The organism is Microcystis sp. M015S2 (assembly GCF_020245945.1).
Lineage (GTDB): Bacteria > Cyanobacteriota > Cyanobacteriia > Cyanobacteriales > Microcystaceae > Microcystis.
The window spans coordinates 14,853-38,939 of record NZ_JADBTX010000091.1 but is presented as its reverse complement, the minus strand read 5'-3'; the positions used below and the strand labels follow the sequence as shown (position 1 = coordinate 38,939).

The following is a 24,087-nucleotide window of genomic DNA, read 5'->3' as shown; positions in this document are numbered from 1 at the left end:
CCTAAATTTTTGAAGTAGGTGAACTATGGGAATCTTAAGAATTAGTAAAGTGTAGGGTGGATTAGGCGGTTACAAATCCCGTCAAAAAAGCAAAATTAACAATCCGCCGTAACGCACCGATTATATGATTAATTGTACCTGAATATCAAACAGCAACTAGAAGCCTGTTCCCCGGCAGTGGGAGTTAGGAGTTGCTAACAGGGGGAACAGTGATGACAAAGCGGATAATAGTTCCGATAACTGCTGTTGACAAGATGGTGATTAATGCCCAAATTTTGGCTTTCTGGGAGCCTTTAATCTCTTTTAAATCACCTTGTAAGGTGTTGAATTCTCCCTGTAATGCCTTGAGGTCTCCCTTGACTTCGGCCTCAAATCTGACTTGAACAATCTTCATGTCTGTGACATCTTTCTGGAGCGCGTCTAGCTTCTGATTGGTCTCTTTAAGATTCTGATTAATCTGGTCTAGCATTTTTCCTAAATCGGTTTCGATGGTGAGGCCGCTCATGGGTTAGACTCCTAATTAATTGGTGCTGTTGTTTCTGACTTAGATTTCAGTGTTTGAACAAATTGTAAAACTTTTTGTTGCTTTTCTGGTGTCAGTTCTCGCCATTGTTCAAGTATTTCTTCTTCTTTACCCATAAATACCTCGCTCTTGAATTATGAATTGTTTGGTTTTGAGCAAGGCTCATTAATAAAAACCACTCCAGACACAGAGGAAACAAAGATCATATCATTTTGGGTTTGCGGTGGACGTTGTAGAATAGAGAAAACCTAATGCGCTGATAGATGCTATGCCCTCTCCTGCTATTACCACGATCATCAAGATGGTTGAGTCTCTGCCTGATGAGCTTCAAGAGCAGTTAGTAGAGTATGTTCGAGCTTATATTGCAGAAATTGAAGAAGAAAAACGATGGGATCAGTCGTTTAAACAGACGAAGAATAATCTAGTCGCAGCAGCACGGAAAGCCAAAGAAGAGATTGCAGCAGGCTTGTCCACGCCGATGGATTATGAGCAGCTATGAAGTCCGCGACATTGCCCTCATTTTGGCAGAAGTATCGCGACTTGAAACCAGCAGTCAAAGCCGGAGCCAGGAAAGCATATCGGTTATGGGTAGAGAATCCGTTTCATCCGTCGTTAAATTTTAAGTGTATTGACAGCGACGAAGATATTTGGTCAGTGCGTGTAACGAAGAGTCATCGAGCTTTGGGAGTGCTGTCAGGGGATACAGTGACCTGGTTTTGGATTGGCGATCATGATGAGTACGAAAAGTTTTATTCGTAAAACACAGGAACTACAAGCCTATTCCACTGGAACTTTAAAAACCCCCTTGCCACTCTCCTATACTTTTTAAACAGGATTTAGTATCACTCCCTCATAATGACATTCGATAAACTAGATGGCATAGCGACTTTTTTCGGAAGTATCAAAGCGAGCAAGCGTAATTTTTTTGGCGAGGATAGAAGTTTTTCGAGGCAAAAAAACAGAACGTTGCCGGAAATATTCGCCAAAATATTGACGGTAGAGAGGACAACTCACTCGGCAAAACTTACCTTGTCGGTGAATTAGTCCGAGACTTTCTAGGTGAAAAGCTGCCATTAAATCAATTTCTATGTCTTTTTCCGCCATCACCACCTTAGCAAAGATAGCCGCTAAATTGCCCTTTAAGTATTGCAGATGCCAAAGTAAACGTTTAAGATGGCCAGCAAAAATATTATTTTCCTCGCCGATAGAAGTAGCCAAAATGCTTTCTAGGCTACAATTACCCCGAGCAAGATGATAGCAAGCAAGACGAATTAAATAGGGATTACCCCCTAGAAATATCCGTAATTTTTCGCAGTCAAAATTCTGATCTAATCCCTGTCTTTGACTTAATTCTCGTACTTGTGCGCTGGTAAAATTAGGCAATTCGATCGGTAAACCAAGACTAAAAGGAGATCGATAGGTATCTGAGGTTTTATCAAGCTCCTGTGCATGGGAATAGGCGACAATTAAACGTAATTTTTGCCAGAGAGGTTTGTTTTTGCCTTCCTCGTGCCAGAGGTGCAGAATACTAAAAAATTCTTCCCTTAGCTGTGGATAGGGTAAAAGATATTCAAGATCATCAAAGGCAAGCACTAAAGGGCGATCGAGATGGGAGAGAATATGCTTTTCTAGATAGATTTTACAGTTAATTTTACCCCCCAAGAAGTCATCCCAATCCTGTGGGAGATGATTTTCTAAATCTAACTGGCGACTAATACTAACGCAAAGCCAACGCAGCCATTGATTTAAATCTTGAAAAATTGAGCTTTCTGCTAACCGAAAACTGAAATAAAGTGTATGGTATTGCTGTTGTTGAGCATAATTAATAATTCTGGTTATCAGGGAAGTTTTTCCCATTTTTCTGGCCGCATTAATCCGGATCAGACTACCCCCGCGCAAGATCTCTTGATAACAAGTCTGTTCCAGATTGTTTCTGTTAATATAAAAGGGGGAATTGAGGGGGACTTGTCCCTCTGGTAACTCAGGCAATAGTTGAGGATTAATAGTATCAGTTTCTGGTAAGTTAGGACGATAATAATCGCTATTTTCTAAAGTTAAATTAAAAGCTTGAAAACAATGTTTTAGGGTTTGTTTATCCACTCCCGATTCACAAGCAAATACCTTCATCAAAGTATCTACCCCTAAAAGAATTTTCTCGCTGAGGACTTCTAGGGTGAAACGATGACCACAATTATCCCGATATTCCGCTTCTTGTTTAGCAGTAAGTAATTTTTCTAGTCCCGTGGGGGTGAGGATAATCCCGCGTCTGCGGCGCTGTTTTTCTGGTTTTTTCATGATAGTTTTTCCCTGTCCTGAACTCAAACTCTACACCCCTAGAGGTTTTGAGTTTCCTATAGACTTCTCCTCAACAGGGAAACAATCGATTCCGTAATTTTTGCCGACATTCCGCACATCTTCATATACTTGTATATATTTTTACATTCCCCAAGATGTTTTAACGAAAAACCTTCATTGTAGAAACTACTATTAAGAACATTTTCAATAATTGATTTTTTCTGATAAAAAAGTTTACAATCCTTTACATTGACAGAAATCGATGATTGTAGCTATAATCCTTACTGGCAAAGGGTTGTAAGCAATATTTGGGTAAAATCATTAATTGAATGTTAAGAAGTGCGGAAAGTGGGTCACTGGTTTAGCGATGGAGAGGATCGGGACAATAACCAGACCACTTATTTTCTTCCCCGTCTAAGTTATTTCTGGGATAGGGGTAAATCTTAGCCTACTTGCTGACGATAGCTATTCATTTCTAGGCTATCTTCCCCATAAAGATCCTCAATGTGTTCATGACAACAATCGATCGCAAATTGATCGAATTCTCCTGGTTCAATTTGATACATTTTGGCAAAAATATCGGGTTGAACACGACAAAATTCTGGTCTCTGGTCATAAATGGTACAGAGACGGGTTTGGCGATCAAAGTGTATACACCAACCTTCTTCCCCCACCATGCTGAGATATTGACTTAATTGTGCGGGAGTCAGATATTCTTCTAAGTCAGGACGCTCATCGGGATTTAGTTGACAACAAGCTCCACAATTTTTAATACATTTCCAATTGGCCATATAACCGCTGTGCCGCGATGAATTAATCCTAGTACCTACTGACTAGCTTACTAGCAAATAGTCCCTATTTCCCGTTCCAGCAGCAATTACCCTCAATAGTTTTAATCTAAACCGGCGATCAGGAGTGAGAGCTTGACTAGGCAAGGATCGAATAAAATGGGCGTTGTAAGGGTCGAACTTACGGCATCCTGCTTGTAAGGCAGGCGCTCTACCACTGAGCTAAACGCCCGAATTAATTTCGTACTTTCTCAGTATAACATATATTTTCAAAAAAGTATATTATTTTTTTGAGCGAGTTAATTTTTTTCCGATGCCCTCTGGTCGAACTCACGATCGCATTACCCTAATTCTGTTGCCACCGATTGCGGGGGCGAGTTTTTTGGTCAGTGGCAGTGGTAAATTAACCCTATTACTGTTGGCCAGTTATTTGTTTAGCGGATTTCTGTTTGGACCGGATCTTGACATCCACTCGGTACAATACAAACGTTGGGGTTATCTGCGCTGGTTGTGGCTACCCTATCGTTCCATGATCCGTCATCGCGGTTGGTTATCCCACGGTTTATTGATCGGCACGGTCTTCCGATTATTTTATCTGGGTAGTTTTCTTTTACTAGCGGCGATCGTCATCATTCCGATCCTGCAAAGTTTTTGGGGTATAGACTGGGATTGGCGACTGTGGCCGCAGCAAGCGATCGCATTATGGCATCACCATCCCCAGGTAGCGATCGCTATTTTCCTTGGTTTAGAATTAGGGGCGATGAGTCATAGTTGTAGTGATTGGATCGGATCGGCCTACAAACGTTCTCGAAAAGTGGCTCAAAAACCGGTAAAAAAGAAAAAACGTTAATAGTCCGCGTCCACAATTTCTAATTAGGGTTTGCGGCAAAAAGTTGTTCGTGGGGGCAGGGTGTGGGGTGTGGGGTGTAGGGTGTAGGGTTTTAGCGATTTTGAGGGGGTCAATTACCTAATTTTCAGGGAAAAAGTCCAGGGATTTTCCCGCCGATCACTCCCATATCTGGTACTTTTTGATTGACAAAAAGTCTAAAAGTCTTACCCAACAAGGTTTTTAGATTTATTCAGCAAACCCTAATCGGCCTTACTTTGATATTCTTGCCAAGTTTTCGGACTGATAAAGAGAGTTCCTTTTTCTTGCTTGTCGGGAAACTGGATATAATTTTTCTCTAAATAATCCTTGAGTTTTGGTGATTGCAGAAATTGCTTTTCAAATCGATAGAGAAAAACCAAATCTGGCTGTCTTTTTTCGATAACTTCTAGGATAAAATCCCCATCAAGATTCTGATTGATAAATCTCTTTCTGGTGATGACGGCAGTTTCTGGGGGTGTTTTCAAGAAATATTGATATATGTAGTGAGGATTGTCTGTTAAGAGAAGTTTATCGGAGTTTTTAAATTTTTCAAACACAGCTTCTGCTAAAAGAGGTTTATACCTTTTATTAAATTGAACGTAGGCATTAATTGAGGGATCACGATTGGTGATTATTCTTAAGGTATTAAAGAGAAATTGACCAGAAAGGGGAAGAAAAATTAGCATTTTGAGAACTAATTCCCTGGTTATTTTTCGATTTTGCTGAAATTCTCCGAGGCTATCAGTAATTTTTAACTGTTCGACAAACAAGGCAATTATCCAAACGGCAGGAATAATTAAATGGATATAATAATAAGGCCAAATTGGGGCGACTGTGGCAAATCTGAACAGATTAGAACCCAACCAGATTAAGGGCGGTAAAAGTGGTATTATATTGCGAGTAAAAACCATCGCTATAATAGCTATCACTGTGACGATCAGATAAATTGGCTCGTGCTGTAGGGCGCTTTGTAAGAGAGTCCATAAGGTGAGATTTTCTTCACCGAAACTAGCGGCAACACTGACATGAGATTTAATAATATTTTCGTAGGAAAAAGGAAAAATAGTCAGGGAACCTAAGACAAAGACTAAAACGACAGCGACTGACCAAATAACAATATCAATGATTCTTTTAATAAAACTATTCTGTTGATTAAGAAAAATAATTAAAGCTACAGTTGGGATAATAGTAATGCCCGAAAGTTTAATTTGCAGGGAAAAAACCAAAGCAATGGCACTGAGTAAATACAGCCCATACTTAAGCTTACCCGTGAATTTAACGGCTTTAAAGATGATAAAAATACTTAAAATTGTAAAAAAAAGTGAGGGTAACTCCCGCAACATTGTCGTTGACATGGTAATATAAACTAGACAGGTTGAGAGAATAAATACCGATAAACAAGAAGCCAATATTCCGCAATTAACTCTCAGAATTAGATAAAAAATTCCTAACATAATTGTGGATAAAGAAAGCACCATAAGGCGGGCGGCATGGATAGTAAATCCTGTCACGCTTAACCAACCATTTAGTAAAAGAGATAAACCCGATAAATGATCGTGCCAAACTTGTTCGTAGAGACGATAACCTTGTTTAGTGACGTAGGCAAGTACCATGGCCACCGCTTCATCAAAATTAAGGATATAGGGATAATGAAGCGGGACTTTCCAGAAAACGATCCCTAGGAAAAAAACTGCAATGGCAATTAATGCCATTAAATCAAAACGATAAGATTTCTTATTCATACCAAATCCGGTTATTAAAGACTGATTATCTATTGCCCCTTTTGCCTATTACCTTTTGCCTGTCCTCATAAGTAGCCTATACTCAACGGATTTAGTATCATAACTTTTTCTGGACAAGAATTGCTGCGTATCCTATCACAGATTGAGACATCAGTTATGGGTTAAAAAAGATACAAAGATTACTTTTCAGAACTACGCCCTAAATCTTTAGATCTATGATAGGCCGCCACCACTGCCTCGATAATAGTCGATCGAAAAGAGCCTTTTTCTAATTGTCTCACCCCGGCAATCGTCGTTCCCCCAGGGCTAGTGACGCGATCCTTTAATTCTCCCGGATGTATGGCCGATTCTTTTAATAGGGTTGCCGTCCCCAAAACTGTTTCTATAGCTAATTGAGATGCGATCGCTCGCGGTAATCCAGCCGCCACACCACCATCGCTTAAAGCTTCCACCATCAAGGCCACAAATGCCGGACCCGATCCCGATAATCCCGTTACCGCGTCCATCAAAGCTTCGGGAACTTCCACCACCGAACCGACCGCAGCAAAAATATCTCTGGCTACGGCCAGATGTTCCGGTTCCGCATGACGACCGGCCGCCATCGCTGTAACCCCTTGTCCCACCGTGGCCGGGGTATTGGGCATCGTCCGGATGACGGGGCGATCGGGAAAGCCCATTTCTAAGCGATTGAGGGTAACTCCCGCTAAAATCGAGATAATTAGGGGTTTTTCGGGTATTCCCAGCAAACTATTCACTACTTGCTCTAAAATTTGCGGTTTTACCGCTAAGATTAACACCTCAGTTGCTCTGGCGGCTTCCCGGTTATCCTCGCTGACTTGCACTCCGTAGGTATTAACCCAAAAGTTGCGCCGTTGGGATTGGGGTTCACTGACTAACACCGTTTCGGGACTATAAATATTTTTTTTTAATAAACGGCTGAGAATGGCCTCGGCCATCACTCCACCGCCAATAATTCCTAAACGAATAGACACAGTATTATTTAAAGTAAAAAGTAAAAAGAAAAAAAGGCCGATTTAGAGGTCTTACCCCCAAAAAAACGCATCCTCTCGAGAATCGAGCGATTTCTAGCTTCGACAAACTTGACGAGAGGACTATGGGAGGATTCATTGAGCTAATCGACTGCTTTCGGCGCCCCAAGCAGGTGCGGGGGAAACGGGACGAGCCATTTTCGGGTTGTCGGTGATATCGTGAATGGTTCCGGAAAGGGTGCTAACTTTAACGCAGCTGGGAGTAAAGAGGAAAATACTCTCACCGATGCGTTCTTGATGACCATCAATCGCGTAAGTGCCACCGGCGACAAAATCCACGGCTCTTTGTGCTTCTTCGGGATCCATGACGTTGAGGTTTAAAACCACCGATTTGCGTTCTCTCAGGGTTTGGATAACTTGGGGCATTTCCTCGAAGGAATGGGGCTCGATCACCACTACTTCTGCATTATTGTTGTTAATACCTGGCATACCGATCACGTTGCTTCTGTTGAGTCCCATAGATGTGGCTGTACTGAGATTTAAAGGTTCGCGTTGACGACGATTAAGGGGTTCTTCTTCTTCGTTTTGATCCCTATCTTGGGGGGAAGACTTTTCCCAGTTCATTTCTTCGTAGTCGGTTTCGTCTTCGTCTTCTGGTTGTTCGGAGATGCCGACAAAATCTTTGAGTTTGGTAAAAATGTTGTTCACAGTCTAAGTGTCCTTCAAAAGATTTTTTAGGTGGTCTTGGCTAGAGTCGGGGTTGTTTTAGTCACCCTTAACATTTTTGGCTCTCACTTGGTACAGGGGAACTGTTTTGTTAAGGGTTCCTCATTTTAGTCGTCTGGAGGCAGCGGTTAGTTCCCTCTTTTCAGTTATCGGTTATCAGTTATCAGGGGATAGTTTTCAGGGATTGAGCAAAAGTCAATTCCTCATTTCTAACCACCATTTTCTAGACTAGACGCTGTAATTTTAAGATATATTGTCACCGATTATTAAAATTTCTAGGGGTTTTTTCTGTAAATTTAGGCAGATGGTTCAGTAAATGCGATCGCCGAAGATGCCAGTTCCCACCCGGATCAAAGTGGCTCCGGCCTTGATAGCCAGAGGATAATCGTTAGACATCCCCATGGATAGATGAGGCAGGCATAAACTAGAGCTATTCTCGATTATTTGGGCTAAATCTCTGGTTTTTTCAAAGGCGGCTAACTTTTCCCCGGCGGATAATCCCTGGGGCAGAATTGTCATCAAACCTTGAATTTTTAGCTGTTGACAGTTGACTAAAGCGGGAATATCTGCTAGTAATTCGGCCTTGTCCCAACCGAACTTATCGGGATCGGGGACAACTTTCACCTGTAGCAAAACTTGGGGATTAATATCTAATTCCCCAGCTAGGCGATCGAGTCTTTGGGCTAATTTTAAACTATCGAGGGAATGGATTAAATCAAAAGATTCTAGGACTTTGCGGGCTTTATTTGCCTGTAGATGCCCGATAAAGTGCCAAGAAATATCTGGGAGGTCTTTTAGTTCTTGCTGCTTCGAGATTGCTTCCTGTAGCTTACTTTCAGCAAAATCTCTCACTCCTGCCCGGTAAGCTTGACGGATATAATCGCTCGATACCTGTTTACTGACGGCAATCAGGCGCGTGGAGGGGGGTAGGGTAAGACGGATTGACTCGATACGACTAGCGATCGTCATGAACTAGACTGAAAAGGTTTGTTGATAAGTTTGGTTGAGACTGTTAAATTCTTGCACATTACTGCGCCGTCGCAAATTCCGCAGCCGGTTTTCCACCAAAAGACGAGCATCGGAACGACTAATCGGATCGAACGAGACTTTTTTGGGACCCACCGTCACCAGAAAAAAAAGACGTTGGGCATAAAGAGTGGTGAATAATTCCTGATGTTCTTCTAATAGACAGACTCTGTATAATAGACCGAAAGTGGGATGATTGAGATAGGTTTCGTTACTCATTCAAGCGAGCGCTAAAGGAAAAGGATTGAGCGAACTAGAAAGTTTTTCAACAACAAAATCAAGCGGATGGCTCACAAACAACTGATTTTTCGGGGGTTTCCCTAGCCTGATTTTACCAGAATCCTTCAATGACAACTAACGATGCCAGTCTATGTCATGATTTCCTGAGTTTTCACTTTTTCCCTGTTAACGTGGATACATCTCGGTGACAACTTGTCACCATCAGAAATTAGCTCGGCTGCAAAAATCAAAAATCCTCCGTTAGGTGAGAAGAATCCGAGACTCCGAGAATCCGAGACAGGAAGATTAAAAAGACAAGAGAGAACTAAACTAACGATAAAAACTAAGATTATCTCAAATTGATCCGTTTTTTTTCAAATTTTAACCCGATAGCGGCGATCGGTGAACTGAAAACTCACATCTGATCAGTGGTCACTGATAACTGATCACTGAATCACTGATGAAATGCCCTAAGCTTGTATTAAGCCTTTTTTAACTTCAAATTCCTTTAACCTCAATCAATATGGATTTTTCTAGTCTTGTTGCCAGTCAGCTAAATGCCGGCGTTATCTGGCCCGAAGGAATTCTGATTATTACCCTGATGGTAATTTTAATCGGCGATTTAATCGTGGGACGGAGTGCCAGAAGTTGGCTGCCCTACGTTGCGATCGCTGGTCTGCTCGCTGCTGTGGTTGCTCTTTATTTTGCCTGGGACAATCCGAAACCAGTGGCCTTTTTAGGGGCTTTTGAGGGGGATAATCTCAGTATCGTCTTTAGGGCGATTATTGCCCTTTCTACCGCCTCCACAGTGCTGATGTCTATCCGTTATGTGGAACAAGCGGGAACCTCCCTAGCGGAATTCTTGGCCATTATGCTCACCGCAACCCTCGGGGGAATGTTCCTATCTGGCGCTAGTGAATTGGTGATGATCTTCATCTCCCTAGAAATGCTCAGTATTTCCTCCTATCTAATGACCGGTTACATGAAGCGGGATCCTCGATCGAACGAGGCCGCTTTAAAATACCTGTTAATTGGAGCTTCTAGCTCGGCGATTTTCCTCTATGGTGTTTCCCTTCTCTACGGTTTATCCGGAGGTGAAACCAGTTTAAGTGCCATTGCCCAAAAATTAACCGATGTTAACGGTGGTCAGTCCCTGGCCTTAGCGATCGCATTAGTGTTTGTGATTGCTGGTATCGCCTTCAAAATTTCGGCGGTTCCCTTTCACCAGTGGACTCCTGATGTGTACGAAGGTTCACCCACTCCCGTGGTGGCTTTCCTCTCGGTGGGTTCCAAAGCGGCCGGTTTTGCCCTAGCAATTCGCCTCTTAGTGACGGTTTTCGGTCTAGTCAGCGAACAATGGCGGTTTATCTTTATCGCTCTAGCAATTTTGAGCATGATCCTCGGCAACGTGGTCGCCTTGGCCCAAACTAGCATGAAACGGATGTTAGCCTATTCCTCGATCGGTCAGGCGGGTTTTGTCATGATTGGTTTAACCGCCGGTACTGACGCGGGTTACTCTAGCATGATTTTCTATCTGTTAATTTACCTGTTCATGAACCTAGGGGCTTTTGCCTGTGTGATTCTCTTTGCTCTCAGAACTGGAACCGATCAGATCGCTGAGTATTCGGGACTCTACCAGAAGGATCCGCTCCTAACCCTCTGTTTAAGCATCTGTCTGCTTTCTTTGGGCGGAATTCCGCCTCTAGCGGGCTTCTTTGGCAAGATTTATCTATTCTGGGCCGGTTGGCAAGCGGGACTTTATGCCCTCGTCCTCGTGGGTTTAGTCACCAGTGTGGCCTCGATTTACTACTATATCCGTGTGGTCAAAATGATGGTGGTCAAGGAACCCCAAGAGATGTCCGATGCGGTGAAAAATTACCCCGCTATCAATTGGACTCTTGCCGGGATGCGTCCCCTACAGGTGGGTATTGTCCTCTCCCTAGTGGCGACTTCCCTAGCTGGTATCCTTTCCAATCCTCTCTTTACCCTAGCGACGGATTCCGTCACCACTACCCCCATCCTGCAATCGGCGGCTCTGGTGACGCACATTTCCCAAGCGAATTGAGAATCCCCGTTGATTTATCGGCGTTGTCAGATCAGAATAACAACGCCTATTGTAGGGCTAATTCCGGAATTAGCCCTACAGCTAATCCGTTTTTAATAATGTGATTAACTCTCATCTTGTTCTAAAATAGAGGCTAAAATATCTGGAGTTAATCCGTTAGCTTCTGCTTCATCACTAGCTTGATCCATAATTGTTGATAATCTCGCCACTGCTTTTTGACGATATTTTTCTAATTCTAATTGAATAGTTTCAGTTAATTTGTTTTCTATTTTCGCTCGGTCATTGGGTTTAATTTTAGCGTAATAAGTAGCTGGTTATAATTAAATTAAAAATGGATTTTAGGTTCGATACCCCCTGCCCCCCTTGATAAGGGGGGTGTTGATCCCCCCTGCCCCCCTTGATAAGGGGGGTGTTGATCCCCCCTGCCCCCCTTGATAAGGGGGGTGTTGATCCCCCCTGCCCCCCTTGATAAGGGGGGTGTCTGATAATTTTTAACGCCTACCTAACTTAATTGATGGTTTTTTTACTTTTAATAGACCTCTATTGTAGCACGAAATCACCATACTCATTCAATTTGACAATATTGATGTAAAAGTTGCCATTGGATCAAAAAAATCAATGAATAGAAACATGGACTAAAAATAAAACCCTCTCAACTGGCTAATTGAAGGGGCATTTATTGTATTTTTGGTGAGCAATTTAGCCAACTTTTGTGGTTTCTTTTTCGATGGATTGGGACGGCTTTAGTTTGCGCTTGAGGGTTGAAGCTGCGCCGAGAGTGCTAAGGACTCCAAGACCAAAGAGGGAGGCAGGTTCAGGTACTTGTTGTACTTGTTGTACTGTCCCAAAAGTTACGGGGAAAGCTACTGAAGCCAAAACATTTGGGGTTGTACCGAAGGCGACTTCAAAACCAGGAGTACTATCAAAACCAATTCCATAAAGTGGACCACCGAAACCCGTGGACGAGTTCACAAACGCTAAATTAGCTGAGTTAATCCCATCAGCATTAGCTGTATTAAAAGTTAACGTTGAAGATGTGGCATTAACCAAAAATTGCCCTGTTCCCGAAATGCTAGAAGTGTTCGCAGCATTTAAAACAGGAAAAGGATTACCATTAACTGTCAGGATAAGGTTAACGTTGGTAAAGGGATTAGGAGTACCATTCTGGATAGTATAGCTGCCTACTGGCACATCTACGGTTCCCACTAAAGAAGCGGTATCACTACCACTACTCCAACTGCGGTTAACAGTAAAAGTAACGGCCGTTGCTGCCACAGGAGTTAGCATAGCAGCCAGAGAAGTTGCGCCAGCTAAAGCTAGGGTAGGAATTAATCGGTTTTTAATCATCTTGATTGAGCAAACGGGTGAATAGAGGCAACTATCGTCTTCCTCGCAGTCAGGTTAAGCAACAGCCCAACCCAAGAGAAAAAGAAGACAACAAGAGCATACACATCCCCCCCAACAAATGTATCAAAAGCTACAATTTAATAAATCTTTACATTCTTCATTCGTTGAGTATAGGCTACATATCAGGACAGACAAAAGGGTGAATAAATAATCAGTTTTTAATAACCGGATTTAGTATTAAGTAAGTGGTTATAATTAAATTGAAGATAGATTTTGTCTTTGATCCCCCCTTAATCCCCCCTTGATAAGGGGGGTGTCTGATGATTTTTAACGCCTACCTACTTAAGACTTTTTCTAAGCTTAACCTGCTTTTTGCTTTACTCAAATTGGCCAAGTAAAAGACTCATTTCGTTAACCACATTTTCACTTGCTTTTAATGCTTCTTTTCTAATTGCTTGAATTTCAGCCATACTTTTTACTATTCTCTGCTGTTCAGATTTGGGTGGAATAGGCACTAAAACTTTAGACAAGTCATCTACTAAAATAGTAGGAATAGCATGACCTGTCATGTACCTTTTAACCTGACGCAAAAAAAAGTCTGTTCGCATATATACTAATAAAAACAAAGGCTCGACTCCCTGAATATTTCTTAATACTGAAAATCCATTTGAGCAAATTGCTCCGTCTTCATCTTCCGTGATTAGGGCTGTTGCTTGGCGTGGTGTTCCTGTACTTGCTCCTGAAATTGCTGTAATAATATCACCTTTGTACACTCTATAAGTTGCGCGAGATGGGGCTTCATGTGCTTTGATTATTTGTTGAGAAACAACTTGCATTGTACGATAATCAACATCGGAGATAGCGATATATCTAATTTCACTATCTTTGGCTAAACGAAAATCAGCTGAATCTCTCAAAATATCGGCAATTTCACCTAAAGGTTTCGCTCCAATAGATTTTAGATGTTCTAATAATTTTTGGTCATTGGGTAAATAATGTTCGGCATCCAGTCTGGAATTGAGCAGGGTGTTCTTAACTGTATAAATACAATCGCTGTTTTGTGCAAATTCGCCGTTGATAAATGACCTAAAAGATTGAGAAATATCATCTATATCATCGTCAACTATTGGCCAACCTGATTTTGTTCGAGCTATAACTCCCGACTCGTTGCGCTTATATATTGTTTGTCCTTTAACGTCATAGCCTATTTTTTTGATTTGTGCCATAAAACAAGAATCATTGTCTGCTGGTAATTTTTGAACCACTAAAAGTGATGTCTTGATTCCAGTGCCGTAGGGTACAAAGGCTTCCGGCGGTATGGAAACAACACCTAATATTTTTGTTTGGGAGCGCAACCAATGGCGAATCGGTCCATTAGAGATATTTTGTAATAGACCATCGGGCAGAACAATTGCCATGCGCCCACCTGCTCGCAATAATTTTATAGATTTCTCAATAAATAAAATATCGGGCGACTGACCCGCTAAAATGGTTGGGGAAACTTCCCAACTATTGGACGCTGATTTATGCCATTTCCGGGCAAGAAGATATGATTTAAGAATTTTCTGGTCTTCTACTTTGCCTTTATTTCCGAAAGGAGGATTGGTCAAGATAACATCAAAGGAATTATTTAATTTTTCATCTTCGATAAGCGCATTAGTGCAGATAATTTCTGAACCTGTGCCACCTTCAAAAACTAAACGAATCATTCCCGAAAGGGCGACATCAGGATTAAATTCAATTCCTGTAATACTTTCTTGCACAAAACTTGCTATATTGAACTCTGGATTATTTTGTCGAACATGGTTTATTGCTTGAATTAAAAAACCACCACTTCCGCAAGCAGGATCTATAATTTTTTCGTTTGGTTTGGGGTCTATCATTTCAACCGCAAGGCGGACAATTGGGTGAGGGGTAAAAAATTCTCCCCTATCTCCACGCTGGTGTCTATTTACAAAAGTCTGGAAGGCTTCACCTTTTATATCGCCAGATGTTTTACTTAAATTGATGTACTGTAACTTTCCTACAATATAAGCAAGAGTCAAAGGTTTTAACTTGAATGTGTTATCGGTGAAAAATCCCCGATAATGATTCTTGATGGAGGTAAATAATTGACTGAGACGCGACATAAATTCATCGGACTTATTTGCTCCGATGGCTTTATATTCACTTGCTGTAACGCCAAAATTTACAGATTGCTTGGCAGATTTTTCATCATGAAGTTTGATGATGATTAGTTTAACCATCTCGTGAAAAACCTTGTCTTTGAGCATTCCTTCGTTGGCGTAAATATAATTATGGCACTCTTCAAAAACTGCTGCAAGATTGTTAGAAGGTCGTAATTCCTGAATTTGGGGGAGTTTTTCAGGTAACAGGCTGTCTTCGGAAAATAACAATCCTTGCTCTTTCATTTACTGCGCTTGATTTGACCCTTTTCTGTTGCGGGTTGTTGAATAGATAGACTATTTTTAGCCTTGACTGCATTCCCAGCAAACCAGTCTTTTAGTGGACAGAGATAATCGCCATCTTGATTAAACAAGAACTTGCTCCTATACTCTAATTATAGAATATAAATTAGAGTATGTCAAGAGATAAAAAATTCAGTTTAATGTTAAACAAAGTGAGTAAAAAAGCTGAGAGATTGTTTAGGGCAGAAATCTTGAGGGATTATATCAAAACATTGAGGAAGACTGAATTTATTCAGTCATGCTCTCCTGTTATTTTGGTAAGATTGTTCAGCCTTTTGATCAGGTGGGTGGCACTCATCTGATTTATTTTTAGCTAAACATTAAAACGGAATAGTAAAACATCACCCTCTTGAACAATGTATTCCTTGCCTTCACTTCTGACTAAACCTTTTTCTTTAGCGGCGCTCATCGTGCGACTATTAACTAAATCCTGATAAGACACGGTTTCTGCACGAATAAAACCCCGTTCAAAATCCGAGTGAATAACTCCAGCTGCTTGAGGTGCTTTCATGCCAGAAATAATCGTCCATGCGCGGGTTTCTTGGGGACCGGTGGTGAGATAGGTACGCAGTCCTAATAACTCGTAGGTAGCTTTAATTAAAGATTTTAATCCCCCTTCTTCTACTCCTAAAGAACCAAGAAAATCTTTTCTTTCTTCCTCCGACAATTCCACTAATTCCGATTCTACTTGAGCAGAAACGATCACAACTTTTGCCTGTTCCTGTTGGGCAATTTGACGGACACTTTCTACCCAATCATTACCCGTGGCCAGATCATCTTCGCTCACATTAGCGGCATAAATAATCGGTTTACGACTCAATAAACCGAGATTTTTAATTAATTCTTCTTCCTCTTTGCTTAAATCCACTTTTCGCGCCGAAATACCGTCATTAAGACAAATTAGGATTTTTTCAAGTATAGCCAATTCTTCGGCGGCTTCCTTGCTATTTTTCGCCTGTTTGCGTAAACGTTCCACCCGCTTCTCCACCTGTCCCAAATCCGCTAGAGCTAACTCTAGATTAATCACCTCGATATCCCGGGCCGGATCCACGGACCCAGAAACATGAATAATATCATCATTATCAAAACAGCGCACCACATGAACGATCGCGTCCACTTCCCGGATATTAGCCAAAAATTGATTACCCAATCCTTCCCCGCGACTGGCACCCTTGACTAATCCGGCGATATCGACAAATTCAATCCGCGTCGGCACGATTTTCTCAGAATTAGAGATTTTAGCCAAAACCTCCAGACGTTCATCGGGGACGGATACCACACCCACATTCGGTTCAATGGTACAAAAGGGAAAATTAGCGGCCTCGGCCTTGGCATTAGCCACCAGAGCGTTAAATAGGGTCGATTTCCCCACATTTGGCAGTCCCACGATTCCAGCTTTTAACATAAAAATTGCTTGATAAACATCATTCCGACCTCTCACTATATCAGGCTGCCTCTCGTTTTTGTAAATCCGGTTGAGGAGAAAAACTGTTGATAGTTAACCGCTTAGTTAGGGTTTGCTGAATAAATCTAAAAACCTTGTTGGGTAAGACTTTTAGACCAAATCCGTTTTTAATAGTGTGATTAACTCTCAAGTTATCAATTGTTTCTCCCCACACCCCACACCCCACACCCCACACCCCACACCCACGAAAAACTTATTTAGCAAACCCTAGTTAACATTTATTCAAGTTCCTTAACTAAAATTAGGCGAGATTTTACAAGAGATTGCGAGAATGGGATGTAATGCTTGAGACTGAGTTAGGGTGAAGAGTAAGAAAGAATACACCTGTAGCACTGGGCAAAATTATGGCAAGACAGGCCTTTCGCTTCTAACTACGTCCTGAGAGTAATTTTCAGTGCTATGACAGTATATTTCCTAGGGCGATCGAGTGTAAATATCGTCCCATCGCCACAACTCATCACTAAATCATTGTTGGGGGTATCTGTATGAATCAAAGTATCGGAGCAAACACGCGTAATGTGGCCCTTGTCGGCCCCTACTCCAGTGGAAAAACCTCCTTACTGGAAAGTTTACTTTTCGTAACAGGAGCGATCACCAGAAAAGGCAAAATTAGCGATCGCAATACCGTCGGTGATAGTTCCACGCAAGCGCGGGATCGACAGATGAGTGTAGAAGTTTCCATTGCCCATAGTCAATACCAAGACCTAAATTTTACCTTTCTCGATTGCCCCGGTTCGATCGAATTTGCCAGTGAAACCTATAATGCCCTCGTCGGGGCCGGTGCTGCTATTATCGTTTGTGAACCGGTGGTCGATCGAGTTCTCACCCTGGCTCCCTTGCTAAAATTCCTCGATGATTGGGAAATTCCGCATCTAATCTTCATCAACAAGATGGATCGCTGTAATAGTCACTTTAACGAAGTCCTACAAGCTCTTAAATCCGTTTCTAGTCGTCCCCTCGTTCCCCAGCAATATCCCATCCGGCAGAACAACGAAATTATCGGATTCATCGATTTAATCAACGAACAAGCTTATCATTACCATGCTAACAGTCCCGCCGATCCTGTACCTTTACCCGACCACCTCAAGGAAGAAGAACAGAGCGCTCGACAGGAAATGCTAGAAACGATCGCCGAATTTGATGATCATCTTTTAGAAGAACTCCTCGAAGATATTAACCCCTCCCGGGAAGAAATTCTCCAAGACTTAAAACAAGAACTGGGAGCCGATCAGATAGTACCCGTGTTCTTCGGTATGGCGGAACGGGACTATGGTGTGCGTCATCTCCTCACCGCTTTAGTGGAAGAAGCGCCGGCCCCGACAATTACCGCCAATCGTCGCGGTCTCGATCCGGGTACCGATGGAGATGCAGTGGTACAAATCCTCAAAACCTATTTTACTCCCCAGGGCGGTCGCCTCTCCCTAGGGCGAATCTGGCAGGGAACCCTTAACGATGGCATGGCCTTGAACGGTGTGCGGATTGGTGGTATCTATCGTCTCATGGGACAACAACAACAACCCCTACAGCAGGCCCAAGCGGGGGAAATTGTCGCTCTCGGTCGTTTGGAGGGAATCGCCACCGGAGACGTGGTTAGCAGCGGCAGTCAAAAACCCGATCTTCCCAGAGGATTACAGCTTAAACCCGTCTTTGCCTTGGCCATTGCCGCCGCCAATCGCAAGGATGAAGTGAAATTAAGTTCAGCTTTGACAAAACTGCTCGAAGAAGATCCTTCCCTCTACTGGGAACAACACGGTGATACTAAAGAAGTGATTCTCTGGGGACAGGGAGAAATTCATCTGCAAGTGGCCCTCGATCGCCTAGCACGCAAGTATAATCTACCGATGACCACCCATTTACCCCAAGTTCCCTACAAGGAAACGATCAAAACCAGCACCAAATCCCACGGACGTTATAAACACCAAACCGGCGGTCACGGTGCTTTTGGTGATGTGTACCTCGATATTAAACCCCTGGCCCGGGGGGAAGGTTTCCACTTCCATGAAAGCATTGTCGGTGGTGTTGTCCCCAAACAGTATATCCCCGGGGTGGAAACGGGAGTGCGGGAATATCTCGGTCATGGTCCTTTGGGTTTCCCCGTGGTCGATATCGATGTTACTCTCACCGATGGTTCCTATCACAGTGTCGATAGTTCCGAACAAGCTTTTAAACAAGCGGCCCGTCTAGCGATGACGGAAGGACTGCCTAAATGTCATCCGGTCTTATTAGAACCAATTCTATCGGTGACGGTTCTCGCTCCCTCAGAATACACCGCCAAGGTTTTACAGTTAATCAGTGGTAAACGCGGTCAAATTCAGGGTTTTGAAGCTTCTGAGGAGTGGAAAGGTTGGGATCAGGTGACGGCCTATCTCCCCCAAGCAGAAATGCACGATTTGATCGTTGAATTGCGTTCTCTGACTATGGGTGTCGGTTTCTTCCAGTGGGATGAGGATCACCTGCAAGAAGTGCCGGATAAACTGCGCGATGCGGTTTTAGCTATGCAGGGTAATGGTAACAAGTAAAGTCTTCTTGGCTGTCAGTAAGGTAGAGCGATAAATTAGCAAGAGATGGGCTTTTATTGGCTCATCTCTCCCTTTTCTGGCAAAAAATGACAGAAGGGTTCCATAAGATTATCCTAGTGCTATACTGCCCCAAATTAGTCCAGGAATTCTCAACCTAGAGGGGTTAGAATCTTCTAGGGAAGGGATGAATCAATGGACGATAATCCAAGGAGTGGAAATGGGCAGACCCAGCAGTTTACAATTAAAGTTTCAGAAAAACAACCGGTCAATTACGGAAGTTTCTGTGGGTGGTGCATCAGTTCTAGTCTGCCAAGGCAAGATGATAATTGCCGATGGGGAAACAAAAAGCGATATAAAAAGGTCATTGTGAGAGCGGTTGCCGAAGTTGGTAAAAAGGAGATGAACAATGTTAAAACATTAAGACCTGCAAGGATCAATCTCGGTTTTGTGGGATGGATGAGAATGAACTTGACAGGGTATATCGAAAAATATAAAATTTCTTGAGGGATAACCAAGAAAAAATACGGCAGTTATCTTAATGACGAGGCCGTAGGCGAAACGAGTTTATACCTTGTTTTTCAGAGAAACCCTGTCAAAATCAATGAAATGTCTATAGCTAAAGCCTATTAAAATTAATCATTATGCTCACCTCTTATCAGGAACTACAAAAAAAACTTAGTTTGTCGTTACAAGACTTAAATAGTTTTGCCGACAAATTCCAAGAAAGTTATGATATTATAGTATCTGCAAACGAAATCAATGAGAATCAGGGTGTCGGGGTTCTTTTAAAGAGAATTTTCCCTGATACTGGTGGGATAGTCTCCTTGCGAACCACTAATCTCTACGGAGGAGAGCAAGATTTTGGAGTCCAGAATTTCTGTCTAGATGTGCGCGGTTGTTCCTACGGGGAAATTTTAGTAAAAATTCAAAATTTATTTGTTTATTTAAAACCGAAAAGAGTCTTAGTAATTCCCTACTTTATCGAAGATTTTTATGTAGCCACAGCGATTAAATCTCTCTTTCAGGTCCCCGTTTGTACCTACCTGATGGATGATCAGAATATCTATGTCAGGGCTGTGTCCGATGGTATTGTTAGGCAATTAATCGATAATAGTGATCTAGTTTTAGGCATTTCTAAGCCTCTTTGTCAAGCCTATAGTAAAAAATACGAAAGAAAAATTTGGTTTGTACCGCCCCTAGTAGAAAGTTATTTAATACCCCCAGAAATTACCGTACCCGATTCTATGGCAAGAGGGATTTTAATCGGTAATATCTGGTCTCAGACTTGGTTAGAAAATCTCAGGCAATTATGTCGAGAATCCCAGATAAAATTAGATTGGTATGGCAATCCTAATCGTCAATGGTTGCAATTCCAAGAAGCAGAGTTAGAACAAGATGGTATCTTTTTTAAAGGTTACTGCAGCCAAGATGCTCTCATCTACTACTTACGTCAAGCCCCTTTTGCAATCGTTCCCACCGCCAGTTCTGAAAACGAGCAAGAGCGTCCCGAATTCGCCTGTTTGAGTTTGCCTTCCCGCATTCCCTTTATTACCGCCGTTGCTAATACTCCGATCATCATTGTTGGTCGTAAAGATAGTGCCGCCGCTCAGTTCGTCAAAGAATTCGAACTAGGAACTGTCTGTGATTATAAAGCTCAAAGCTTATTAACAGAAATAGAGAAACTGCAAATAGAAAGCAATCAACTGCGGTTCCGTTATTCCAGTCAAAAATTAGCCAAAAGCTTAAAAGCCGATCATTTTGATGATTGGCTCTGGAGATCGTTAGAACAGGGAAAACCCATCGATAATCGCTTTGAACAATTCGAGAAAAATAGCCTTAAGTGCAGTGTGATCGTCACCGCTAGTGAAGTCAATCAAAGTCACGGGACAGGAGCCTTGGTCAGAAGAATCTTTCCCGATGATAGCGAGATTATTTCCATCCGTTCCGATAATCACTATGGTGGTGAACAACAATTCGGGGTCTTAAGCTTCCACCTTGACCATAAGAAAATGTCGCGACCGGCGATATTTCAATCAATTCTCCAAACTCTCGGACACCATCAAGTCCAAAAAGTTTTTTGTGTCCCCTACTATGCCAGCGATATTCTGACATCGATCGCTATTAAGGAATTATTTAATGTTCCCCTTGCCACCTACATCATGGACGATCAGAATATCTGCGTTCAGGAGATTCCCGATGCTTTAATGAAAGAGTTTTTAAGCAAATGTTCCGTTCGTTTTGCCACCCATCCCGAACTCCGCGACGCTTACGAAAATAAGTACGGCTACAAATTTTGGCTCCTACCGGCGATCGTTCCCCACCGTCTCATTAATAGTGAAGTTGCCGAAGTTTCTCCCCAACGCTGTCAAGAAAAATGGGGAGCTTTATTAGGGAGCATTTGGAGTCCCCAATGGTTCCAATCTCTTTTAGAGAGTATTCAAGGAGCAGGAATTAAACTAGATTGGTATGGCAATTCTAACTATTATTGGCTCAAAGAATCTGCCGCAGAATTAGAAAAATGGGGACTTTATAGCCAAGGACTCTATCCCGAAGAAAAACTAGCACAACAACTACAAGCATATCCCTTTGTTATTGTTCCCACGGGAACCATGGACGAAAGAGATGATCGGACAGAATTGTCTCGCCTTAGTTTACCCGGCCGGATTATTTTTAACCTCGCCACCGCTAACACCCCGGTAATTCTTTTAGGCAGTAATAAAACCTCGGCGGCTAACTTTATTAATCGCTTTCAAATCGGTGTGGTTTGTGATTATACACCCGAAAGTTTGGCCGCAGCCGTGGACTACGTTCTTAACCCAGAAAATCAGCAAAGAATGCGAGAAAATGCCGTTAAAGTAGCGGCAAAATTCTCCGATCGAGGGATCGATCAATGGGTGTGGCAGTCCCTAGAAAAAGAACAAGCAGCCGATGACAGATTTGAAGCAATTTTACCTCGATCGCCGATCGATGCCGTGACTTTTATTGAACCCCCCGTTCCCTCAATTATTTATAAAGATTATGCTCAAGTCTATCAAGTGATGCGACGTTTACGAGGGCAAAAATATCAGCCCGATTTTGTGGTTGATGTGGGAGCTTCCCACGGTATTTGGTCTCATACCGCTAGTCAATTATTCCCAGAAGCTCGCTTTATCCTCATCGATCCGCTAATCTCAAAATACGAGCAATCAGCCAGAAATTACTATATCTGTAATATTCCTAAAGCGGAATTACTAGAAATTGCCATCTCTAATCAAGCTGGTCAGTTAAGTTTTCAAGTTTCCCCCGATTTGTACGGTAGTTTCTTACTCACTCCCGCCGATTTTAGAAACTATGAAACGATTACAGTGGCAGTAAAAACCCTCGATCAGGTGGCGACAGATGAGGAAATTTCTGGCAGAGGAATATTAAAATTAGACGTGCAATGTGCCGAGCATATCGTCTTAGAAGGAGCCAAAGAATTTATCGCTCAGGTGGATTTAGTCGTTGCTGAACTCTCCTTTATTCGCTATGATCAGGACGCTCTCGTTTTCAATGAAATGCTTAATCTTTTGGATCAGCTTGGTTTCCGTTATTATGACGAAACCGGCGAATGGAGATCCCCCATTGATGGCACACTCCTCCAAAAGGAAGTGGTCTTTATTCGTCAAGATTTGTTAGTTCCCGAAACTAGCCGCAAAATTGAAAATTCTCCCAGTCAAGCTTAAGACAATTTACCCAATCACTAGCCAAAATGATCAAACAATTATTAGCCAAAAATAAAATAGTTCAGCGAGTTAAAGCAGTCAAAGATTTATTTCTAGAAAAACTTGATTCACTCAATCATGTCCAACTTGAACAAATCCAAAAACTTGAGAAACTTAATCAGCTTGATCCCTTAGATTTTAAGGTTGAGCAACTCAATAACTCCACGGAGCAAATCCGACAAGAAAATGCAGAAACCAAGCGAAAGGCTGATTTATCACTGGAAAATCAAGCTTTTTTGCTCAAGTTTTCCGTTGATCTCGTTCAAGGCATTCAACAATTTAACCAAGATTCTCAACAACAACAGCAAGCTATTTATCAGGCTATTGAAAGAATTTATCAAGATTCTCAACAACAACAGCAAGCTATTTATCAAACTTTTCAAGCATTTCAAGAGGAAACTCGAGAACGTTTCCAACTTAATCAACAACTGTTAAGTAAAGTTTATGAGGATATTCATAATTATAAATTTAAGGTTGTCACTAATCAATCAAATTTTCAAGGGATTGAAGTTGAATTGATGTGTTATTTATACTCCTATCTTCCCTATCCTTCTGCCTTAGATATTGGAGCCAATCAGGGGGATGTAACAGAACGACTATTGCAAACAGGCTATGAAGTTTATGCCTTTGAACCGTTTTTACCCGTTGTGGAAAAATTAAAAAATCGTCTATCTAATTTCTCTAATCTTCGCATTTTTCCTTTAGCATTAGGAGCGATAAATGAGGAGAGGGAGCTTCACCTAGTCGGGGATCAAAATCTAGTTAATGACCCCAATAGTCAACCCCTTTATCCTGACGCTGACTATACTCTACTGAGCAGTATTAACATCCATTCGTTACCAGAAGGAATGGTTTTTACAGAAACAGTCCCTATTACGGTGACAACTCTGGAAACCTTACATCAGCAACAGCAGGTTCCCTCGGAAGTTGGTTTGGTAAAAATTGATACCGAAGGTTTTGATTTAGAAGTGATAAGAGGTATGGGTGACTATCGTTATCCTGTGGTAGTTGCGGAATTTTGGGATGAAAAGTTTCCTTTTGGTGAGTTTGGGGTGGACAACCGCTTACCGAATCTTGTCGAAGCAATGAAATTACGCGGCTATCGTTGGTTTATTGTAATTTATCGAGTATTTCCTAATAATGAGGTGAGTTTTTATTGTAATCACTTAATATCCGTTGGTAGTTCATGGGGAAATGTTTTCTTTTTTCAGGAGCATTCTGTTTTTAGTGAAGCACTTAAATGGTGTTCCTGTGTCATGCCCGCAACTTATTTCTCTAATGCTTATTAAAATCTTGGATAAATA

Annotated in this window: 19 protein-coding genes, 1 tRNA gene and 2 pseudogenes; 8 read left to right on the top strand and 14 right to left on the bottom strand. The window is 42.0% G+C overall.

The window, feature by feature from the left end:
* Positions 1-184 precede the first annotated feature (184 nt).
* Complete coding sequence (locus IM473_RS16245) at positions 185-505, bottom strand: hypothetical protein (RefSeq protein ID WP_287657574.1); 321 nt, start codon at positions 503-505, stop codon at positions 185-187.
* An 11-nt stretch (positions 506-516) separates the two neighbouring features.
* Complete coding sequence (locus IM473_RS16240; protein WP_016514863.1) at positions 517-639, bottom strand: hypothetical protein; 123 nt, start codon at positions 637-639, stop codon at positions 517-519.
* 152 nt (positions 640-791) lie between these two features.
* Here IM473_RS16240 and IM473_RS16235 point away from each other — a divergent pair, with 152 nt between their 5' ends.
* Together IM473_RS16235 and IM473_RS22780 are read left to right on the top strand one after the other, a co-directional pair.
* A complete protein-coding gene (locus tag IM473_RS16235) occupies positions 792-1,022 on the top strand; it encodes a hypothetical protein (RefSeq protein ID WP_002752916.1) in 231 nt (76 codons plus the stop codon).
* A complete protein-coding gene (locus IM473_RS22780) occupies positions 1,019-1,282 on the top strand; it encodes a ParE family toxin-like protein (RefSeq protein ID WP_502845933.1) in 264 nt (87 codons plus the stop codon). The genes IM473_RS16235 and IM473_RS22780 overlap by 4 nt, the downstream gene beginning before the upstream one ends.
* 111 nt (positions 1,283-1,393) lie before the next feature.
* Here the strand turns inward: IM473_RS22780 and IM473_RS16230 are convergent, their stop codons facing one another.
* The 3 genes from IM473_RS16230 to IM473_RS16220 all read right to left on the bottom strand — a co-directional run bounded on the left by IM473_RS16230 (position 1,394) and on the right by IM473_RS16220 (position 3,838).
* Positions 1,394-2,818: an AAA-like domain-containing protein gene (locus IM473_RS16230; protein WP_287657572.1), complete on the bottom strand. Its 1,425-nt coding sequence runs from the start codon at positions 2,816-2,818 to the stop codon at positions 1,394-1,396.
* A gap of 443 nt (positions 2,819-3,261) precedes the next feature.
* Entirely contained in the window at positions 3,262-3,609 is a 348-nt protein-coding gene (locus IM473_RS16225) for a YkgJ family cysteine cluster protein (protein WP_287657570.1), read from the bottom strand.
* Between the two features lie 157 nt (positions 3,610-3,766).
* Positions 3,767-3,838, bottom strand: a tRNA-Val gene (locus IM473_RS16220).
* 81 nt (positions 3,839-3,919) lie between these two features.
* Here IM473_RS16220 and IM473_RS16215 point away from each other — a divergent pair.
* Complete coding sequence (locus IM473_RS16215; RefSeq protein ID WP_287657568.1) at positions 3,920-4,456, top strand: metal-binding protein; 537 nt, start codon at positions 3,920-3,922, stop codon at positions 4,454-4,456.
* Positions 4,457-4,695: 239 nt separating this feature from the next.
* Here IM473_RS16215 and IM473_RS16210 read toward each other — a convergent pair whose 3' ends face one another.
* From IM473_RS16210 to pipX, 5 genes are all read right to left on the bottom strand, one after another.
* Complete coding sequence (locus IM473_RS16210) at positions 4,696-6,216, bottom strand: ArnT family glycosyltransferase (RefSeq protein ID WP_287657567.1); 1,521 nt, start codon at positions 6,214-6,216, stop codon at positions 4,696-4,698.
* A gap of 179 nt (positions 6,217-6,395) precedes the next feature.
* Positions 6,396-7,208 (bottom strand): pyrroline-5-carboxylate reductase, encoded by an 813-nt coding sequence (gene proC, locus IM473_RS16205; protein ID WP_287657566.1) that lies wholly within the window; start codon positions 7,206-7,208, stop codon positions 6,396-6,398.
* A 132-nt stretch (positions 7,209-7,340) separates the two neighbouring features.
* The gene (locus tag IM473_RS16200; RefSeq protein ID WP_287657565.1) at positions 7,341-7,913 is read right to left on the bottom strand and encodes a cell division protein SepF; all 573 of its coding nucleotides are present in this window, start codon (positions 7,911-7,913) and stop codon (positions 7,341-7,343) included.
* A 327-nt stretch (positions 7,914-8,240) separates the two neighbouring features.
* Complete coding sequence (locus IM473_RS16195) at positions 8,241-8,900, bottom strand: YggS family pyridoxal phosphate-dependent enzyme (protein WP_287657564.1); 660 nt, start codon at positions 8,898-8,900, stop codon at positions 8,241-8,243.
* Between the two features lie 3 nt (positions 8,901-8,903).
* Positions 8,904-9,176, bottom strand: a complete 273-nt coding sequence (gene pipX, locus IM473_RS16190; protein WP_002800387.1) for a transcriptional coactivator PipX — start codon at positions 9,174-9,176, stop codon at positions 8,904-8,906.
* Between the two features lie 523 nt (positions 9,177-9,699).
* Here pipX and IM473_RS16185 point away from each other — a divergent pair.
* The gene (locus tag IM473_RS16185) at positions 9,700-11,241 is read left to right on the top strand and encodes an NAD(P)H-quinone oxidoreductase subunit N (RefSeq protein ID WP_287657563.1); all 1,542 of its coding nucleotides are present in this window, start codon (positions 9,700-9,702) and stop codon (positions 11,239-11,241) included.
* Between the two features lie 104 nt (positions 11,242-11,345).
* Here the strand turns inward: IM473_RS16185 and IM473_RS22600 are convergent.
* The 4 genes and pseudogenes from IM473_RS22600 to ychF all read right to left on the bottom strand — a co-directional run.
* Positions 11,346-11,552: pseudogene (locus IM473_RS22600) on the bottom strand (hypothetical protein); the annotation flags it as partial.
* A gap of 388 nt (positions 11,553-11,940) precedes the next feature.
* Complete coding sequence (locus IM473_RS16180) at positions 11,941-12,588, bottom strand: PEP-CTERM sorting domain-containing protein (RefSeq protein ID WP_287657562.1); 648 nt, start codon at positions 12,586-12,588, stop codon at positions 11,941-11,943.
* A gap of 377 nt (positions 12,589-12,965) precedes the next feature.
* Positions 12,966-14,999: an N-6 DNA methylase gene (locus IM473_RS16175; RefSeq protein WP_287657561.1), complete on the bottom strand. Its 2,034-nt coding sequence runs from the start codon at positions 14,997-14,999 to the stop codon at positions 12,966-12,968.
* Between the two features lie 370 nt (positions 15,000-15,369).
* On the bottom strand, positions 15,370-16,461 hold the full coding sequence (gene ychF / locus IM473_RS16170) for a redox-regulated ATPase YchF (protein ID WP_043997508.1): 1,092 nt from the start codon (positions 16,459-16,461) through the stop codon (positions 15,370-15,372).
* Between the two features lie 545 nt (positions 16,462-17,006).
* Here ychF and IM473_RS16165 point away from each other — a divergent pair.
* The 4 genes and pseudogenes from IM473_RS16165 (at position 17,007) to IM473_RS16150 (ending at position 24,072) form a co-directional block, all read left to right on the top strand.
* Positions 17,007-19,040, top strand: a complete 2,034-nt coding sequence (locus IM473_RS16165) for an elongation factor G (RefSeq protein ID WP_287657559.1) — start codon at positions 17,007-17,009, stop codon at positions 19,038-19,040.
* Between the two features lie 154 nt (positions 19,041-19,194).
* Positions 19,195-19,410 (top strand): annotated as a pseudogene (locus IM473_RS16160) (PhzF family phenazine biosynthesis protein); the annotation flags it as partial.
* A gap of 271 nt (positions 19,411-19,681) precedes the next feature.
* Complete coding sequence (locus IM473_RS16155) at positions 19,682-22,744, top strand: FkbM family methyltransferase (protein WP_287657557.1); 3,063 nt, start codon at positions 19,682-19,684, stop codon at positions 22,742-22,744.
* Between the two features lie 26 nt (positions 22,745-22,770).
* Positions 22,771-24,072 (top strand): FkbM family methyltransferase, encoded by a 1,302-nt coding sequence (locus tag IM473_RS16150; RefSeq protein WP_287657555.1) that lies wholly within the window; start codon positions 22,771-22,773, stop codon positions 24,070-24,072.
* Positions 24,073-24,087 lie beyond the last annotated feature (15 nt).

Bases quoted from the DNA above. Each gene is read 5' to 3' on its own strand.
- IM473_RS16245 (WP_287657574.1), bottom strand. From the start codon at position 505: ATGAGCGGCCTCACCATCGAAACCGATTTAGGAAAAATGCTAGACCAG.
- IM473_RS16240 (WP_016514863.1), bottom strand. From the start codon at position 639: ATGGGTAAAGAAGAAGAAATACTTGAACAATGGCGAGAACTGACACCA.
- IM473_RS16235 (WP_002752916.1), top strand. From the start codon at position 792: ATGCCCTCTCCTGCTATTACCACGATCATCAAGATGGTTGAGTCTCTG.
- IM473_RS22780 (WP_502845933.1), top strand. From the start codon at position 1,019: ATGAAGTCCGCGACATTGCCCTCATTTTGGCAGAAGTATCGCGACTTG.
- IM473_RS16230 (WP_287657572.1), bottom strand. From the start codon at position 2,818: ATGAAAAAACCAGAAAAACAGCGCCGCAGACGCGGGATTATCCTCACC.
- IM473_RS16225 (WP_287657570.1), bottom strand. From the start codon at position 3,609: ATGGCCAATTGGAAATGTATTAAAAATTGTGGAGCTTGTTGTCAACTA.
- IM473_RS16215 (WP_287657568.1), top strand. From the start codon at position 3,920: ATGCCCTCTGGTCGAACTCACGATCGCATTACCCTAATTCTGTTGCCA.
- IM473_RS16210 (WP_287657567.1), bottom strand. From the start codon at position 6,216: ATGAATAAGAAATCTTATCGTTTTGATTTAATGGCATTAATTGCCATT.
- IM473_RS16195 (WP_287657564.1), bottom strand. From the start codon at position 8,900: ATGACGATCGCTAGTCGTATCGAGTCAATCCGTCTTACCCTACCCCCC.
- pipX (WP_002800387.1), bottom strand. From the start codon at position 9,176: ATGAGTAACGAAACCTATCTCAATCATCCCACTTTCGGTCTATTATAC.
- IM473_RS16185 (WP_287657563.1), top strand. From the start codon at position 9,700: ATGGATTTTTCTAGTCTTGTTGCCAGTCAGCTAAATGCCGGCGTTATC.
- IM473_RS16180 (WP_287657562.1), bottom strand. From the start codon at position 12,588: ATGATTAAAAACCGATTAATTCCTACCCTAGCTTTAGCTGGCGCAACT.
- IM473_RS16175 (WP_287657561.1), bottom strand. From the start codon at position 14,999: ATGAAAGAGCAAGGATTGTTATTTTCCGAAGACAGCCTGTTACCTGAA.
- ychF (WP_043997508.1), bottom strand. From the start codon at position 16,461: ATGTTAAAAGCTGGAATCGTGGGACTGCCAAATGTGGGGAAATCGACC.
- IM473_RS16165 (WP_287657559.1), top strand. From the start codon at position 17,007: ATGAATCAAAGTATCGGAGCAAACACGCGTAATGTGGCCCTTGTCGGC.
- IM473_RS16155 (WP_287657557.1), top strand. From the start codon at position 19,682: ATGCTCACCTCTTATCAGGAACTACAAAAAAAACTTAGTTTGTCGTTA.
- IM473_RS16150 (WP_287657555.1), top strand. From the start codon at position 22,771: ATGATCAAACAATTATTAGCCAAAAATAAAATAGTTCAGCGAGTTAAA.